Here is a 15,916-nt window from a genome sequence, read left to right as displayed (position 1 = left end):
ATTTAACCATTCAACATTTTTTACTAATGACTAAGAATCTTCTGCTCTCTGGATTGGCTCTAGCTACCCTGGCACTGAACGCATGCAGCAGCGAACCTTCCGATTGGCGTCCGGACAAGAAAGTTTCGGTAGATATGGTAGCGCCCGGTACCCGCACCGACGAAGACTTTGACAAGGGCTCTGATCACGAAACAAATCAGGCCAGGGGCGGCGCTATTGCCGAGCCGATCAGCTCGCACGCTACCTTGGATGCCCGGCCTAAGCCTTCGGCGGAGCAGGCGACTTCCGCCAACGCAGAAGAAGTGATGCGCACCAAAGACAAGACCGACGCGGGTAAGCGCCAAGCTAAACCTAGCCAGGAGGATACGACTGCGGGCGGCCACGAAGTGCAGCGTTAATATAGGAAAATGCTCGTAAATAAAATGAAGCTAGCCATCGTCGGTAGTATGCTGGCGGCGGCTACGACTTTAGCCGGATGCAGCTCGCAACCGGCAGGCACGGCAGAAAAAGCGGAAGCTCCAGCCGGGCAAGCTGCTGGTAGTCAGGGCGCTGCTATGGCTTACCGCTGCCCGATGGGGTGCGAAGGTAGTGCCAGCAACAAGCCCGGCAAATGCCCGGTGTGCGAAATGGAGCTAGAGCGCAACCCCGGCTACAAGCCAGCCGCTGGCACCGCCGCTACCGACTCTCTATAAGGCATAGGTCATCTGATAAGCGGCTTTTGTGTAACATTGTTGCATAAAAGCTGGTTATCCGGTGACCTGTGTTTTTGCCGGGCCTCATCCTGGCTAGTGATTTACCTAATAGTTAAGTACATGTGGTTTGCCGTTCTGCTGTTATTTTGCACCGTGTTGGGCGCTGGTTGGCTCACCCGGCTGATGCCAACGGCACGTACCACCTGGATGAAGCCGTTGCTGGCTTTCAGCGGGGCCTACCTTTTCACGCTTACCATTACGCACCTGCTGCCGGAAGCGCTAGTGTTATCATCTGATCATCACCGAATTGGGTACTTCATCCTGGCTGGCTTTTTCGGACAGCTGCTGCTGGAGGTGTTTTCGCAAGGCGTGGAGCACGGGCATGTGCACCATCATACCAGCCACGCCGGGCACGTACCGTTTCTGCTGCTCTTCTCGCTGGTTATTCATTCCTTTCTCGAGGGTAGCATCCTGGTGCCGACGCCGGCTACAGGCGAGGTGAGCGAGAGTTTTTACGCTATTCTGGCAGGCATTGCGCTGCACCATATTCCGGCGGCCTTTGCCCTAATGGCCGCGTTGCTGCTGCGCCTGGGCAGTTTCCGGCGCGCGTTGCCTTACCTGGTGCTGTTTGCGCTAGCGGCGCCGGCCGGTGTCGTTGCCAGCAACTATGTGGTGCTATCGGAGCTGTTGCAGGGCGGCTGGTACGCGGCGTTGCTGGGCTTGGTAGCGGGCAATTTTCTGCACGTTTCCACTACTATTTTATTCGAAACCAGCCCGGAACACCGACTCAACCTACCCAAGCTTACTGCTACCTTGGCTGGTATGCTGCTGGCGTTAGCCGTTGATTTAGTTTAAAAAAGCTGTTAGCTAATAGCTGTTGGCTGGTAGCTTTTTTCATCACTCTAAGCCAATCTAGGTTTAACCATCAAAGTATATCCTACCAGCTACCAGCTACCAGCTACCAGCTCAGCCAGTCGTCGGCTTCGAGGGTGGGGCCGGAATTGTGCAGGTTGCGTTCCAGCTGTGTGGCGCGGGCGGTCTGATGCGCGAGTGCCTGCTGTAAGTGTAGCAAGCGGCGGCGCATTGCCAGAATAATGTCAATGCCTTCCTTATTGATACCTAGGTCGTGGTGCAGGCGCGCAATGCGTGCCAGCTGCTCGGGTTCCTCGCGCAGAGAATCCGGCGCTTCCGCGGCGCGCAGCAAACCTAGGTCTACAAACTCGCGCAAATCCTGCTCGCTCAGGCCATACGTCGCGGCACACTCGCGGTAGGTGATGGTGATATGCGTTTCCATAGCCGATAATTCTACGTTCGGGTCGTGGACTCAGCTGCTGCCTGGCTATCTACTCGCCACGGAGAGCCGCCAACTGCTTGATGAGTTCTTTCTCCTGCGTGGTGAGGTTTTGGGGTAAAGCTAGGTTCAACCGGAGGTATAAGTCGCCGAACTGGTCTGCCTGTTTGTAGACGGGGAAGCCCTTGCCACGCAATCGTAGGCGCGTACCGTTCTGAGTTTCAGGCTTAATCTTGATCTTAACCGGGCCGGACAGCGTTTCGACCACTTGCTCACCGCCGAGCAGGGCTTTGTAGATGCTCACCGGCACATCCATCGTCAGGTCGTTGTCGGTGCGGGTGTAGCGCGGGTCGGGCAGAATGCGGAACGTGATGTACAACGAGCCGTGGGGCCCACCGCTACGGCCGGGGCCGCCCTGGTCGCGCAGGCGGATTGTTTGGCCGTCTTCTACGCCGGGTTGCACGGTCAGGCGCAGGTTTTTGCCGTTGACGGTAATGGTGCGCGGGCCGCCGCGGTAGGCTTCTTCCAGCGTCAGCTCTAGGTCGGCCTGGTAGTCTTGCCCGGCGCCGGCACGGGTGCTGCTCGCACGCCCACTGCCCATACCGCCGAAGATATTGCTGAAAAAATCGGAGAAGTCGGCGCCCTCGAAGCCACCGGCATCACTGAAGCCGCCAAAGCCACCGCCCGCCGGACTGCCCTGCGCGTACTGCGACCAATCGAAGCCACCAGCGCCACGGCCGGCGCCGGCTTGCTGGTAGCGCTGCCAATCGGCGCCGAGCTGGTCGTACTTCTGGCGCTTCTCGTCGTCGCTAAGAACTTCGTGCGCCTCATTTACTTCCTTGAATTTTCGTTCAGCCTCCGGATTATTGGGGTTCACATCAGGGTGGTACTCCCGCGCCAACTTGCGGTAAGCCTTTTTGATCTGGTCTTTTGTGGCCGATTTATCGAGCCCCAAAATCTTGTAATAGTCTTTATAGTCCACCGGTGGCGAGTTGATGGGTTAACGTGCTGATTGAGTGATGTGCTAGTGTGCTGATGAGTTAATGAAAAGATGAGGTATTTTACCCAATAGCGTGTTCTGGCTAAGTATTTAGATCAGCAGCAAATTAACGCATCAGCGCACCAGCCTATCAACGTCATTTTTTAAGCGGGTCGTGGCCCCAGTTCATAAGCGAATAGCGCCAGCGGGAATGCTCCACATCGTGCGCCGGACCTTGGGCCAGGTGGCGGCTAATGTAGGAGTGTACCTTGTGCATGTGCGCTTCGTCGGCTTCGGTGAGGTCAGCTTTCTTTTTACGCAGAATCTCGATGATGTGCTCGCCCGACTTGTGGCCGATGCTTTCCCCGTCGCCACTGTCCTGGCCTACCGACCTAGATTCCTCAGTCGTCAGCCATTTCTCTAGCTCGGCCGCCGTCATGTTTACCTGTTGCTTGAATTCAGCGTAAATAGTATCCGGTGTCTCTTGGTTGCTCATGGCTGTGGTAGGGAGTACGAGCGCTCTTCAGTGAAGAAGGCTGTTCTGGATTCTACTACTTAACGAATGCCTGACCATAGGGGTTGCTAGCTCCTGGCAGTGAGCCTCGTACACTGACCCGACTACTTGTTTCGTTGCAAGAACAGTTCACTCCCACCCAACCGTTTTGTTCTATGACACACCCCATTTTACGGAGCATTATCCTGCTGCTGACGCTCGGCAGTGTAGCCGCGCAGGCCCAAACTAAAGTGCCCGCTCGTAAGCCCGCCTCCCCCAAGCCACGTATGGTAAGCAACGGCGCTACCATGAAGGACGGCGTAATGATGAAGGACGGCAAAGTGCTGCTGACTCAGCAGGGCCTCACTAATCCTTTAACGCAAGATCTGACCCTCACCAACGGTACCAAAGTCAGCCCGGTGGGGGCCGTGACGTTGGCAAATGGCACGACCACGACACTGAAGGAAGGCGACATGATGTCGTTGAGTGGCCGCATTACAACCGCCACCATGAAAGCCGAGCAGGATAGCCTGCTGACGGCCAGCAAAGAGCCGGGCAAAGGCAAGGCGAAAAAGAAAAAATAGCTACTTCAGCTAACCCACGCGCCGCGGGCGCACAGCAACCTAGGTTGTTGTGCGCCCGCGGCGCGTGGGTTAATCGGATAGGCTAACCTAGGTTTAACTAGCTGCGCTTCAGTGCTGCGTATAGTCTTGCAGGATGACGGCGGCTTCGGCATCGTCGGCCGCCTCCACGATTTCATTCATCACAAACTGGATTTCGGCTTCGGTCCAGCCCTGCGCTTCCGCTGCTTTTACGAACAGCCCCAGGGCCTCAAACCGGCTGGCAGCGGCAGGCAACGGCCACTTTACTTTCTTTCGGATTCGCATAGTTGATAGGTTAGGAAGAAAGCCTGGTTATTGAGTCTGAAAACCTAGCTTTCAATACAGTATAAAGCACAGCTACCGCGCCGCGCGCACTACTTTGAGCTGCACGGGCGCAACACCGGCTTGTACCAAGCCAATTTTGCGGGCGGCTTTGCGCGAAAGGTCGATAACACGGCCCTTGGCGTGCGGGCCGCGGTCGGTGATTTTTACTTTAACGGACTGATGGTTCCGGGGATTCGTGACGCGCACAATGGTGCCGAATGGCAGCGTGTTGTGGGCTGCAGTTCGTTTGCTGGGTCGGTACGTGCTGCCGCTGGCTGTTTTCTTTCCTTTGAACTTATCAGCGTAGTACGAGGCCTGACCCGACTGAGTGAAGGCATTGCGCCCGGTGCCGCAGCCCGCGAGCAGCAGCCCACCGACTAGCAGCAAACAGCGAAAAGGAAGCAAAAACGTCATTAAGGGCGGAAACAGGGGAAAGGTGAGGGGGAAAGCTAGCTAGGTTAGTTGCGCGGCGCGTCAGCCTTTGCCGGAATACGCAAGGAAAGCAGATTCTGAAAATTGCCCTGAAACACGTTGAAGTCGACGGTGCCACGGATGCCGGGCACGTATGATTCGTCGCTGTGCTGCCAAATGATCCATTTTTCCTTAGGCAACCTGGGGCTAGACACCTCATAGTGCGCCAGCCACAACGGGTATTTGTCGAAGTGGCCGGCCAGGTGGCGCTGGTAGAAGCTGTAGTTAGAGTACAGAATAGGCCGCACGCCGTAATGTCGTTCCATCAGCCGCAGCCAGGTAGCTACGTTGCGCCGCATAAGGGCTACATCATGAAATTCAGGCGCTTCTACGTCGAGCACGGGTGGCAAGTCGCCGGGCAGTAGCGGCACAGTGCGGGCAAATAAGTTCGCCTGCTTAGCGCCGCTGTAGTTGGGCTGAAAGTAGTGGTACGCTCCGCGCACGATGCCGGCTTCGTGCGCTTTGTGCCAGTTGCGCTGAAAGCGAGGGTCGCGCAGCGTAACGCCTTCGGTTGCTTTGATAAACGCAAACTGCACCTGATGGCTGGCCACCAGCTTCCAGTCGATGTTGCCTTGGTAGGCCGAAACGTCGATGCCGTGCACGGAGTAGCCCGGCAGCAGCGGCGATTTTTCCCGACCCGTGAGGCGGCTGCTGGTGAGGCTGGCGTAGGTGCGGCGCACGTAGCGGTTGAACTGTCGCCAGTGCCGGCCATAGTAGGCCAGCCCCGCCAGCAAAAGCACCAACAAGGCGAGCGGAAGCAAGCGGCGCGGAGTGGCGGCGCGTTGGGGGGGAACGGAGCGGCGAGGTTGATTCATCAGCTTTACCATCCCAAAGATAACGTACGGTATCCGGCCCATGGTGCCTGCCGCACAGCAAAAGCTAGGTTATACGCGTAAAAACTTGGATAAAAACCGCGCGCCTACGTACTTTTTCTGACCTTTGCCTACCTAAAACCTCCGTTCGCATGGCCACTCCCACTAATCTGTCCGACGCCCGCGACGAATCCGGGCACCTCATCCGCGAGCTGCACGGCGTGACGCTGGCGCAGATTCTGGAATACCTAGTGGCTCGCTACGACTGGACCGAGCTGGACCGGCGCATCCGCATCAACTGCTTCGCCGTGAGCCCCAGCATCAAGTCCAGCCTGACCTTTCTCAGGCGCACGCCCTGGGCCCGCGCCAAAGTCGAGGAACTCTACATCCACACCCGTTCGGAGGAAGTATTACGGAAAGCAAACAGCAAATAGTCAGCGTGTAAACCCGTGAATAGCTGCCTGGCTTGACTGGCCCCACTCACTCATTTATAACTTGACGAACTCACCACCTCACAAAATCACCATCTCACTGCATGGCTGATGTCGCACAAAAGTCGAGTGGCGCCGCACTGGTTGTGGGCTTGCTGCTGTTCTTGGCCTTCGAAACGGTGACGTACTACGTGCTGCGCTTTGCCACCTCTGGCCTAGGTATGCCCGATCAAATGCAGCCGGAAAATACCATCGTCAGCAACTGGGTCAAGACGGTGGTGTTTCTGTTGCTGCACTTGCTGCTGGTAGTGGTGGCCGTGCTCATTCTCAGCAACCGGCTGCCCCGGCGCTACCGCGGGCAGGTGATGGGCTGGTTTTACTTATCACTGCTCACGGGTTTCTTTCTGCTCATTCCGCTGTTTGGCTAGCCTTAAAATGGAAAAGCCACTGCGGGGCAGTGGCTGTGATGGAACAAAATGGCCGGTCGGTCCCGGCGTTATATATAAAAGAGAACAGCTTAGCGCTGTTTGATTTCAATTTCGCGCTGCTGGCTGGCGGCGTCTTTGTAGGGGATGCGCACGCGCAGCTCGTTGGCTTCGTGCACCGCATCAATTCGAGCTAGGTCGAGGTTGGCGGGCAGATCGATGGTCTGGGCAAACAGCGGAGCGGCTAGCTCGTCGCCGGGCTCGTGCCGGTACTCGCAGTACACCGTCAGGCGGTTATTGTTGAGTACCACGTGGAAGTTTTCGGGGCTGACCGAAGGAACGGCCACGCGCACTACCACGCCTTTGTCACGCTTATCGACGCGCAGCATCGCCTGCGCCGTACCGCCGCCCAGGGTATTGAGCAGGTCGAGTTGCGGAGCGATGTTGCGGATAAATTCTTGGCTGATCAACTTCATGGCTTTCTTCTCTCTTGTGATTGGTAAGTGCTTAAAATCAAACGACGTACCAACCTCTGAAACGGTCTTTTAGGCCTCTTTTAGCGTCATATTGTCGGTGCTTTCAGCTGCGGTTTATGCCGTTTTTAGCCATAATGGCAGTAGCCGCTAACGACTGAAAAATGCGCTTCACCGAGTGACTTTCAGGCTATAAATACAACAAAAGGCACCCGCTTTGGGTGCCTTTTGCAAGGGAATTAAAAGAGTGATAAACCTAGCTTAGGAGCCAACGCCGGAGCCGTGCATCGTGGTGCTCACGCTGCCTTGTCCGTTAGGCTGAGTAGGCTGACTGGCCGGATTGCTGTTGGGCGAATTAGTGCTGTCATTTTGCTGGCCACTGTCTTGCTGCACCGGAACATCGGTGGCTTGCTGACCTAGGTGGTCGGAGAGCTGACCGTTTTGGCTGCTGCCACTTTGGCTGCCGCGCACCTGAATCTGGTGGCGCATCGTTTTCTGCTCGTCCTTGGGCACCGTTACGTGCAAAACGCCGTCTTCAAACGAAGCCTCAATCTTGCTCGGATCAACGGTGTCCGGGAGCTGGAACGAGCGCTGGAACGAACCGTAAGAGCTTTCCACGACGTGGTAGCGTCGCTGGTCTTGCTCGTTGCGGAACTGCCGCTCCCCCGAGATGGTCAGGCGGCCCTGGTGGAAGTCAACCTTGATGTCTTCCCGCTTCATGCCGGGTAGGGCGGCTTCTATCTCGTAGCCCTTCTCGGTTTCGTAAGCATCGACCTGGGGCGAGAAGCTGGACGCGCGGCCACGGGCAGCCAGCGAGTCATTGAAGAAGCGGTCGAGCATGGAGCTGAAGCTTCCCGGCATCATGTCGGAAAACGAATCCTGATACTTCTGAATAGCCATGATAGTAGGTGTATTTAGAGGTTAAAACAGGTTGTCGACTGACAGGCCATCTTACTAATTCTATTACACCTAGGTTTCAAAAAACAGCGTTTCAAGCTCGTGAGTGCTATTTTTTCTGTAGAAGCGGGGCGTTTCCTGTGCTGCTCAGGCCCCAAAATCGGGGGTGGTCAGACCTGGGTTGCCAAGTAATGGCGGGGCTTTGCGAGTGGTCAGAACGATCAGCGCTTCTTCCGCGTCGAGCGGCGTGCACCGCACTTGGTACGACAGCAGCAAACCGTCGGTCTGTGGTAGGCTGAACGACGTTTCGGTGCGCTGACCGGTGCGCAACATCTCCGTGAGACTGGCTAAGATGGGCTCAGCGGCGGCCTGCGACAGTACATCGGCCAGGTGATTACCAATGAGCTGGTCGGCGGCCTGGCTGAGCAGCGAGTCGTCACCTAGCTTAGCGTCGTGCACAAAGCCCATGCGGCTCGTCACCAGAATAGTATCGGGCAGGGCCGTGAGCAGGGCCCGCACCCGGTGCTCGCTGGCGCGGATGCGGTCTTCGGCCTGGCGCCGGGCCGTAATATCAGCGCCATAGCCAATGACCATCTCTAGGTGGCCGTCGGGTCCAAACACGGGGTAGAAGTAGTGCAGCGAGTAGCTCAGGGTGCCATCCGGCCGCGGCGTGGTTTCCTCCCAACTCATCTGGCGGCGGTTGCGCACGGCTTCTTCAAACAGGAAGTGCCGCTGCTCGGCGGTAGTGCGACTCCGCTGCTGGCGCAGGAAGTACTGAAAATCATCTTTGCCAATGAGCCACTCGCGCAGTTCCGGGTCGCGGATGGCTTGGGGGTTGATGTAGCGGTAGCGGTGGGCCGCGTCGAACACGGCAATATCGGCCGGCATGTGGTTCAGAATCGCCGCGTAAAATGCTTCCTGCTCCTGAATGCGTTGTCGCGCAACTTCCTGATCGGTAATATCTATGCTGTGCCCAATGACGAGTTGCAGCTGCCCGGCGGCATTCCGGATGGGCTGTAGCGTACGAAGCAGGTAGCGCGTAGCATCCGTGCCGATAATCGTCTCGGTCCAGTGCACGCGTGCGCCGGTAGCCACCACCTGCTCGAAGTAGCGTTGCCGCTGCTGCGGTAAGCTACCTAGGTTGGCTGGCTGCGCGGGGTGCTTGCTGCCGAGCAGGCCCTCGCGCAACGTGGGTTGCGCTTCTGCCTGGGGATTCAGGAAGTTGTACTGATTGGTCGTTGTATCTATGGCGAATACTTCGGCGGGCAGCTGGTTCAGAATGGCTTCGTGGAAAGCGCGCTCCTGCTGCTGCTGTTGTCGCTGGCGATGCGCTTCCGTGACATCGCGCAGCCGCAGCAGAAAGCCAATGGAGGCCACAGCGCCGGGCGCGGCTTCGCTGGTGGGCAGGTAGTCCCATTCCAGCACGCGGCCATCGAGCATGAGCAACTCCTGACCTAGCACGGCCTGCCCACCCTGCCACAATCCTTGCACATTGTGCTGAAAACCAGTTGGGTCGGCTGTCTGCTCCTGCAACCAGTTGGCAATGTTGCGCACCGAGTAGCCTAACCAGTTGCTGGCGGGCAGAGGCAGGCCGAACAAGTTGCAGCAGTGCTCGTTCAGCAGCGCGATGGTACCTCGCGGGTCAACCATCAGCAGACCCTCGGGCAAGTAGCTCGCAAACGTAGCGAGCCGGGCCGTAGCCGTTTGGGCGGTGTAATTGGCCTCATCCAGCGCCCGCCGCAATTCGGCGTTGCGCATCTCAGCCTGTACTAGCGCGGCCTGGCTGCGGGCCAGCTGCTCGGCCAGCGAGCCAGGCACAGAAGCAAAGGAATGACCGGACGAGGGAGCGCCAGCAGCTGAAGCCAGAGAGGGCGGCTTAACGGTTCCCATCTGCGGCCGCACATCCGCCGGAGAAGCATCCGGAATGGAAAATGGGCGATGCTGATCCATTGGTGTTGCGTAAACCAAATAGGTGGTACTAAATAGGGCAGGACAAAAGAGCGCGGGGTAATCTGGCTGGTAGTAGGGGAGCTAGCGTCAGACTTCGGGCTAAGGTTGCAAGAGCCACTCAAGGAAGTAGGATGAGGCATAGCAAAAGGTAGTCAGTAGCGAGGCACTCGTTTGGGTTCAGGCTTGGGCAAAGCCAAACAGATCAAACGTAAGCAGTTTATAAAAGAATTTAGGTATTAATTAGGATAACACAAATTAGCGTTAAAAATCAATTAATATATATAGATGTTTTATATACAAAGATGAGATAAGCAAAAAGTAGAATTGCTGGTAGCTTGACGAGTTAAAATCACCACTGGAATAGGAGGCGCTTGGAATTAGACAAAGTTAAGACTGGATGTTGATCTGCAAGCACGTTTGAAGCGGGAACTTATAATGAAGCTTAACCATGATGTGGCAGAAAACATGGAAGCGTTAGTTGTCCAGGGGCTAGTAAGCAGATGGTTACGAGCCGGTCTAGGCTGCCACGCAGGGACCAGAACCTAGCCCACAAAAGGCTAGGTTCTAGGTTCACGCAAAGTGTGCTGTGCTACTAAGACAGGATTTTAACCGGCTTCTTGTCCTGGTCGATGGCGACGAAGGTGAACAGGCCGGTTACGGCTTTCTCGCGCTCCTCGGAGTACATCTGCTCCACGAACAGCTCCACCCGCACTTGCAGGCTGCTGCTGCCCACGCGCACAACCGTGCCGATCAGCTCGACGAGCGTGCCGCCGGGAATAGGGTGCGTGAAGTCGACGCGCTCGGAGGAGACCGTCACCATCTTCAACCGGCTGAAGCGGGTAGCCGTGATAAAGGCGACCTCATCCATCATCATCAGCGTTGTGCCGCCGAACAGGGTATCGTAATGGTTAGTGGTATTAGGGAAAACTGCCTTAAAAATGCGGGTTTCCGAGCGGGCAACTCGTTCAACGAGGGCGGGCAAAGTAAGGTCAGTTTCAGCCATAGGGCAGTAAAATGGGTGAAAAATGGTTCAGCTTGCACAAGCACAAAGAGGCCTAACTAGTTTGGTCGGGCATGAAGAAAAAGAGGGGAGAGCAGCCTTTTGCAGGCTAGCTTCGTACGCTAAGGCTTTCAGCTACGCCGCCGTATGAAAACTCCCGACGCCTACGATCTGCTCAAAGTCCCGACCCGCTCGCCCAAAGATTGCCGGAAAGAGCCTACACTCCGCGAAACCGAAAAAATTCGACAGGAGCTGGTGGAGCTGCAAGAGCGCCTCTACGCCGAAAACCGCCGCAGCGTGCTGGTGGTGTTGCAGGGCATGGATGCCAGCGGCAAAGATGGGCTGATTCGCAAAGTATTCAGCGGCCTCAACCCGCAGGGCGTCACGGTGCACGCCTTCAAAGAGCCTACCGATGAGGAGCTGGCCCACGATTTCCTGTGGCGCGTCCACGCCCAGATGCCGCGGCACGGCATGATCCAGGTCTTCAATCGCTCCCACTACGAAGACGTGTTGGTGACGCGCGTAAATGGCATCATCACGGATAAGGAGGCCAAACGCCGGTTTGCTCACATTAATGCCTTCGAACAGCTGCTGCAAGACGCCGGCACAACGGTTCTGAAATTCTACCTGCACGTATCGGAGGAAGAGCAGCGCAAGCGCTTGGCTGAGCGCATCAACGACCCAGCCAAGCAGTGGAAATATGAGGCCGGCGATGAGGATAAGGCCAAGCAGTGGCCCCAGTATCGCGAGGTCTACGAAGACGTATTCAAGCATTGTAGCCCTGAGTCGTGCCCTTGGCAGCTCGTCCCATCCGATCAGAACTGGTACAAAGCCTACTTCGTGGCGCAAGCCCTCCGCGACGCCCTGCGCAAGCTCGACCCACAGTTTCCGCCTTCCAAACACGAGCGGCCTTCTTAGTAAACCTAGGTTGGGGCAGATAGGACGCCGAAAAGCCGTCATGCTGAGCTTGCCGAAGCATCTCTACCGCCAAAGTAAATGATGTTACTACTGCGGGCGAGATGCTTGGACAAGCTCAGCATGACGTTCTTTTAACTCACTTCTGCCAGATTACCTAACCTAGCTTTTCCAGGTGCCGAACTTGCCTGCCTGGTACTCGCGGTAGGCTTGCTGAATCTCTTCCTGCGTGTTCATCACAAAAGGGCCGTACGCCACGATCGGCTCTTCGAAGGGCTTGGCATGACCCAGCAGCACTACGGCATCCGTGTGAGCTTCCAGGTGCAGGTCGTCGCCGTCGTAGTTGAACTCCGTCAGGCGCAGGGCTTCTGTTTCCTGGCCATTCACGCGGAGCTTGCCCCGGATAGTGTAAAAGAAGATGGTATGGTCGGCCGGAATGATAAGATCGAGCTTGCCGCCGGCTTGCAGGTTGATGGTAGCCAACTGAATATCCGCCAACGGCTGCACGGCGCCCTTCGTGCCGCCCCATTCCCCCGATACCGCGTGAATCTGTGCCCGGCCTTCGTCGAGCGTTACGGTTGGAATCTCGGGTTCCTGGAGGCCGATGTAGCGCGGCGCGGTGAGCTTGTCTTTCGCGGGCAGATTGACCCACAGCTGCAAGATCTCCAGGTCGCCGCCCGTGCGCTTGAAGGCTGGCGACGATACCTCGGCGTGAATCAGGCCGCTGCCGGCCGTCATCCACTGAATACCACCGGCTTCGATGATGCTTTCGTGGCCGCCCGTATCCTGGTGCATGATGTCGCCGGCCAGGATAAACGTGACGGTTTCGAAGCCCCGGTGCGGGTGCGGGCCAAACGGCAGCCCACGGTTATTGGGACTATAGTGCTGCGGACCATGATGATTGAGAAAAAGAAACGGGTCGAGGTGCTCCACCGATTGCGTTGGAAGTGCCCGGTACGTAATTAGGTCGGCTATGGGGGCGCTAACGGCGCGGTGTTGCTGCTTGATGGTGCGCATAAAAGGGTGGACTTAGTGGCAAGTGAACCTAGGTTATGCCAATACTACCGACCTGCCCGGATAGTTTTGACTCTCCCGCGAGAGGTGCTCAGGTATCAACTTGTTTCAGGTATTACTACAAGCTAGGCTACAACTGGCGGCGGTGCTACAAGGAAGCCGCTTGAACGCAGCAGGCCTGCGCTTCTCAGCTGTTACTTGCTGAAAAAGCGCAGGCCTGCTGCGTATGAAAGAACTCCGTGGGTTTACTCAGGCAGGTGCGCGCATCTTGCCTGAAAACCAAATGCCGGCCGCTACTTGGCTTCGGTGGCGTAGACTATTTCCAGGGAGTAGCTAAAATCCTGCTCAGCAGAGACCGAAACATAATTTTGCCATGAATCCTGGCTCGGCTGCTCCTGGCTGCTCCGGCTCAGCGCTTTGGTCTCAAGATGCAGCGCAACCAGTACAAACAGCGAGAACAGGCTACAATAGGTCCAATAGGAGGTAGCCAGGAGTAGGAGGACGTTCATCATGTTACAATAATACAAAAATGAGCGTGAGCAGCAAGAATATCCTACTTAAAATTTTCAGGTCTTGGTAAGTGTAAATTAATTGTGCTTTAGTAAGAGGATAGGAAATAGCGCTTTACGAGTTTCATACTACTCATAACGCTCTTGGAAAGCTAGGTTAGCAGACTATTAAATACTGAAATAGTTAAATTAAGCTGGACTGGTCAACCCAGCCTAATTATCTTTCAGAAGCTATAGATGCAAATAAAAAGCTGCTTCAGAACCCATGCAGCACCGAGAAGCTAATGGCAACCAGCTTCATTGGTTCAGACAGCTATAGCGTGTTGGAAGCTGTGGCGCTTGGGTACGCATTTTGCCTGATCCCGCGCACTTCATTTCAACTCGTATGTATAGAATCTTGTTACTGTTTTGGGCGCTGCTTGTACTGGCGTCTTCCTCCTTGTTGGCTAAACCGGGCACTCCTTATGCCCGCGCAAAAGCCAAGGGCCGCGTGTATGTGCACCGACCCAGCTACAAAACCTACCGCGGTTCGCGGCATCGGCGGCGCCGCACCCACGTATTTAAGCGGACCAGCCACAAAAAACGCCGTACTACTACACCGGTGCAACATCGCAAATCAGGCCACACAACCCTAGGTAGGTAACAAAACCTAGCCTAGCAAGCTGGGCTAACGGGAGTTGGCCGCCATCAGGGCGCGTAGCTCATTATCAATGGTACGGTTCCAGCGCTCCTGCGCGGCGGGGTTGCCGTGCGTTTCATCATCGTATTGATCCTGCAGTCGGTTCATCTCCCGAAACGACTGCAGGTATTGATACTGTAAGTTGCCCTGATAGTAGTCCACGTTCATCAGCGAATCGGCCTGCACGCGCTTCTTGAAGCGCTCCACCACCAGCTTCACGATATCGAAGTGGCGCTGCTCGTGGTTCAGGTTGTAAGCGTCGCGGCCGGTGGGGCCCACCCAGGAGGAGCTGCGCACCACAAAAACCTTCATCTTGACATCCAGGCGGAGCTTGCCGTGCGCCAGCGTTGGCAAGCCCTGGTAGGCAAAGCTGGAGTACACGACGGCCGCGGCCTTGCCGGGGCGGGGCGCGCCCCGAAAATCATCCCAGGTCAGCGGGCGCTTTGGGTCGTAGAATACGGTGTCATCCTCGGTGTTATCCGTGTAGTCGGAAAAGGAAAGCTGGAGGCCGGTCGCCAGCCGTAGGCTGCGTGGGGCTTCCTGGTTCATCCAGGTATTCAGGTAGTTAAGCGCTGACACTAAGGACTGCCGTAGCACCGGCTCCACAAGCACGGCTTGCGTTGCCGGCCGCACATAGCGCGCCGAACCCTGGTAGTCGGTGAGGTGGATCATCTTGCCGCTGCGGGGCCATTCGAAGCTCATTTTCAGCGTAACCTTACCTTCAACCTGCCCCGTAGCACCCGGCACTAGCGATTCTTTGAGCTGGTATTCCCGCAGGCGGATCGTGAGCGGGCGCAACGATTTATCAGCCGGAAGACTTTGCCGGATGAACTGCTGAATGGCCGCATGCGCGCCGCCTTGAAGGTCAACAGGTTGCGGAGTAGCGGCAGGTGTCGTGAGCGGCACGGGCAGCAGATACGCAACCGCTTTGCGGTCGGGGCGCTCATCTACTATGTTGGCTACGTAAAACTCTTTAGGCGTGAAAGCCAGGGGCGCGGCGCGCAACACAATAGGCGTTGGGGTAGCCGGCCGACCCGCCGCCAGCAAACCCAGGCCTGCGAAAGTCAATAAAACGCAATAACCAAAGCGGAGCCAGGTCCAGCCGAATTCCACCCGGCGCCACAAACGGACTGTTTTTATAAAGCTAGCTGCCAATGAATTGAAAGCTTAAGAAAGGATGTGTACACTGTGGCTTTGTAACACATCCTGGCCTGCTACTAGTGCAATGGCCAGCTAACTTTTCGTGGCATTCCCACCTAGGTTGAGCAGGCGCCTGGTGCTGGCTTATACCTAGGTTTTACGGCTTCGGTGGCACGGGGTACTTGTTGAATAAGCTTTGCATGGCCTCATTGATGCGCTTTTCGAGCTTGTCGCTGTTGCGCGTGATGGTGCTGGCCACGGCTCCACTCCAGATTCGCTCGTTGCGGGCCGCATCCACCAGCTCGACCGTTGCGGTGCCTTCTTCGTACTGATTTACAACTACTTCCTGGCTTTGCCAATGGTAGTTGCGCTGCCCGATGTAGCGGGGCGCATCCCGGATGTTAGTTTCGCGCGTCTGCACGCGGTCTTGCACCACCACCCCAATATTCACCCACAGGTCGGGTTGCGCCGCCTGCTGGTAGCCGCGTCGCTGAAGCTGCGCCGCGACGGCCTCTTTCAGCTGGTACGTAACGCCGCCGGGCCCCGGAAGCGCGGCCTCACTACGAGCCGTCACATCCAGGAAGTTGTAGGTTTTGTAGGACGAAAAATCGACGCCCGGTTGCACATCCGTGGAAACAACCCGCACCGGAGCGCAGGCCGCGACGGTAAGCAGGAACAAAAGCGGAAGCAGCACCTTTTTCATAAGCAGCAAATAGGGTAAAGGCTTGCAAAGCAACACGTAACGCGCTACGTGCTTTCCCTGTCCTAACGTTTGCGGCCCGGCGGGCGTTGCAAACGCCAAAAGCTAGCTACTACTGG

Annotated in this window: 22 protein-coding genes; 8 read left to right on the top strand and 14 right to left on the bottom strand. The window is 56.6% G+C overall.

Features of this window, described 5'->3' with window-relative positions; translation table 11 throughout:
- The first annotated feature begins 26 nt into the window (after window positions 1–26).
- From IEX74_RS05610 to IEX74_RS05600, 3 genes are all read left to right on the top strand, one after another.
- Entirely contained in the window at window positions 27–398 is a 372-nt protein-coding gene (locus IEX74_RS05610; protein ID WP_188811936.1) for a hypothetical protein, read from the top strand.
- A 9-nt stretch (window positions 399–407) separates the two neighbouring features.
- The gene (locus tag IEX74_RS05605) at window positions 408–692 is read left to right on the top strand and encodes a heavy metal-binding domain-containing protein (RefSeq protein WP_188811934.1); all 285 of its coding nucleotides are present in this window, start codon (window positions 408–410) and stop codon (window positions 690–692) included.
- A gap of 120 nt (window positions 693–812) precedes the next feature.
- Window positions 813–1,547, top strand: coding sequence for a ZIP family metal transporter (locus IEX74_RS05600; protein WP_188811932.1), 735 nt, complete (start codon window positions 813–815; stop codon window positions 1,545–1,547).
- Window positions 1,548–1,650: 103 nt separating this feature from the next.
- On the opposite strand, the gene IEX74_RS05595 is transcribed toward IEX74_RS05600, so the two are convergent.
- The 3 genes from IEX74_RS05595 to IEX74_RS05585 all read right to left on the bottom strand — a co-directional run bounded on the left by IEX74_RS05595 (window position 1,651) and on the right by IEX74_RS05585 (window position 3,458).
- Entirely contained in the window at window positions 1,651–1,986 is a 336-nt protein-coding gene (locus tag IEX74_RS05595) for a chaperone modulator CbpM (RefSeq protein ID WP_188811923.1), read from the bottom strand.
- A gap of 49 nt (window positions 1,987–2,035) precedes the next feature.
- Complete coding sequence (locus tag IEX74_RS05590) at window positions 2,036–2,965, bottom strand: DnaJ C-terminal domain-containing protein (RefSeq protein WP_188811921.1); 930 nt, start codon at window positions 2,963–2,965, stop codon at window positions 2,036–2,038.
- A gap of 154 nt (window positions 2,966–3,119) precedes the next feature.
- Window positions 3,120–3,458: a DUF3140 domain-containing protein gene (locus IEX74_RS05585; RefSeq protein WP_188811919.1), complete on the bottom strand. Its 339-nt coding sequence runs from the start codon at window positions 3,456–3,458 to the stop codon at window positions 3,120–3,122.
- Window positions 3,459–3,631: 173 nt separating this feature from the next.
- On the opposite strand from IEX74_RS05585, the gene IEX74_RS05580 reads away from it, so the two are divergent.
- Complete coding sequence (locus tag IEX74_RS05580; RefSeq protein WP_188811917.1) at window positions 3,632–4,039, top strand: DUF6799 domain-containing protein; 408 nt, start codon at window positions 3,632–3,634, stop codon at window positions 4,037–4,039.
- Window positions 4,040–4,147: 108 nt separating this feature from the next.
- On the opposite strand, the gene IEX74_RS05575 is transcribed toward IEX74_RS05580, so the two are convergent.
- From IEX74_RS05575 to IEX74_RS05565, 3 genes are all read right to left on the bottom strand, one after another.
- Window positions 4,148–4,342, bottom strand: a complete 195-nt coding sequence (locus IEX74_RS05575; protein ID WP_188811914.1) for a hypothetical protein — start codon at window positions 4,340–4,342, stop codon at window positions 4,148–4,150.
- Between the two features lie 72 nt (window positions 4,343–4,414).
- The gene (locus tag IEX74_RS05570; protein WP_188811912.1) at window positions 4,415–4,795 is read right to left on the bottom strand and encodes a septal ring lytic transglycosylase RlpA family protein; all 381 of its coding nucleotides are present in this window, start codon (window positions 4,793–4,795) and stop codon (window positions 4,415–4,417) included.
- A gap of 44 nt (window positions 4,796–4,839) precedes the next feature.
- Window positions 4,840–5,667: a glycoside hydrolase family 25 protein gene (locus IEX74_RS05565; protein WP_188811910.1), complete on the bottom strand. Its 828-nt coding sequence runs from the start codon at window positions 5,665–5,667 to the stop codon at window positions 4,840–4,842.
- 149 nt (window positions 5,668–5,816) lie between these two features.
- Here IEX74_RS05565 and IEX74_RS05560 point away from each other — a divergent pair, with 149 nt between their 5' ends.
- The gene (locus tag IEX74_RS05560; protein ID WP_188811908.1) at window positions 5,817–6,098 is read left to right on the top strand and encodes a VF530 family protein; all 282 of its coding nucleotides are present in this window, start codon (window positions 5,817–5,819) and stop codon (window positions 6,096–6,098) included.
- A 101-nt stretch (window positions 6,099–6,199) separates the two neighbouring features.
- Window positions 6,200–6,523: a hypothetical protein gene (locus IEX74_RS05555; protein ID WP_188811906.1), complete on the top strand. Its 324-nt coding sequence runs from the start codon at window positions 6,200–6,202 to the stop codon at window positions 6,521–6,523.
- Window positions 6,524–6,612: 89 nt separating this feature from the next.
- On the opposite strand, the gene IEX74_RS05550 is transcribed toward IEX74_RS05555, so the two are convergent.
- The 4 genes from IEX74_RS05550 to IEX74_RS05535 form a co-directional block, all read right to left on the bottom strand.
- Entirely contained in the window at window positions 6,613–6,996 is a 384-nt protein-coding gene (locus IEX74_RS05550; protein ID WP_188811904.1) for an Hsp20 family protein, read from the bottom strand.
- 258 nt (window positions 6,997–7,254) lie between these two features.
- Window positions 7,255–7,893 (bottom strand): Hsp20/alpha crystallin family protein, encoded by a 639-nt coding sequence (locus tag IEX74_RS05545; protein ID WP_188811902.1) that lies wholly within the window; start codon window positions 7,891–7,893, stop codon window positions 7,255–7,257.
- A gap of 144 nt (window positions 7,894–8,037) precedes the next feature.
- Window positions 8,038–9,840, bottom strand: a complete 1,803-nt coding sequence (locus IEX74_RS05540; protein ID WP_188811900.1) for a PAS domain-containing protein — start codon at window positions 9,838–9,840, stop codon at window positions 8,038–8,040.
- Between the two features lie 592 nt (window positions 9,841–10,432).
- Window positions 10,433–10,843, bottom strand: a complete 411-nt coding sequence (locus IEX74_RS05535) for an acyl-CoA thioesterase (RefSeq protein ID WP_188811893.1) — start codon at window positions 10,841–10,843, stop codon at window positions 10,433–10,435.
- 144 nt (window positions 10,844–10,987) lie between these two features.
- Between IEX74_RS05535 and IEX74_RS05530 the strand changes: the two genes are divergently transcribed.
- Entirely contained in the window at window positions 10,988–11,758 is a 771-nt protein-coding gene (locus tag IEX74_RS05530) for a PPK2 family polyphosphate kinase (RefSeq protein ID WP_188811891.1), read from the top strand.
- A 159-nt stretch (window positions 11,759–11,917) separates the two neighbouring features.
- Here the strand turns inward: IEX74_RS05530 and IEX74_RS05525 are convergent, their stop codons facing one another.
- A complete protein-coding gene (locus IEX74_RS05525) occupies window positions 11,918–12,772 on the bottom strand; it encodes a pirin family protein (RefSeq protein ID WP_188811889.1) in 855 nt (284 codons plus the stop codon).
- 290 nt (window positions 12,773–13,062) lie between these two features.
- The gene (locus IEX74_RS05520) at window positions 13,063–13,281 is read right to left on the bottom strand and encodes a hypothetical protein (protein ID WP_188811886.1); all 219 of its coding nucleotides are present in this window, start codon (window positions 13,279–13,281) and stop codon (window positions 13,063–13,065) included.
- A gap of 382 nt (window positions 13,282–13,663) precedes the next feature.
- Here IEX74_RS05520 and IEX74_RS05515 point away from each other — a divergent pair, with 382 nt between their 5' ends.
- Window positions 13,664–13,921, top strand: a complete 258-nt coding sequence (locus IEX74_RS05515; protein WP_188811884.1) for a hypothetical protein — start codon at window positions 13,664–13,666, stop codon at window positions 13,919–13,921.
- Between the two features lie 24 nt (window positions 13,922–13,945).
- Here the strand turns inward: IEX74_RS05515 and IEX74_RS05510 are convergent, their stop codons facing one another.
- Both IEX74_RS05510 and IEX74_RS05505 read right to left on the bottom strand, forming a co-directional pair.
- Window positions 13,946–15,025, bottom strand: a complete 1,080-nt coding sequence (locus tag IEX74_RS05510) for a hypothetical protein (RefSeq protein ID WP_229755127.1) — start codon at window positions 15,023–15,025, stop codon at window positions 13,946–13,948.
- Window positions 15,026–15,254: 229 nt separating this feature from the next.
- A complete protein-coding gene (locus IEX74_RS05505) occupies window positions 15,255–15,800 on the bottom strand; it encodes a DUF4136 domain-containing protein (RefSeq protein ID WP_188811881.1) in 546 nt (181 codons plus the stop codon).
- Window positions 15,801–15,916 lie beyond the last annotated feature (116 nt).

This window comes from Hymenobacter cavernae (assembly GCF_014641455.1).
GTDB lineage: Bacteria > Bacteroidota > Bacteroidia > Cytophagales > Hymenobacteraceae > Hymenobacter > Hymenobacter cavernae.
This window is presented reverse-complemented; position numbering and strand designations above follow the sequence as displayed.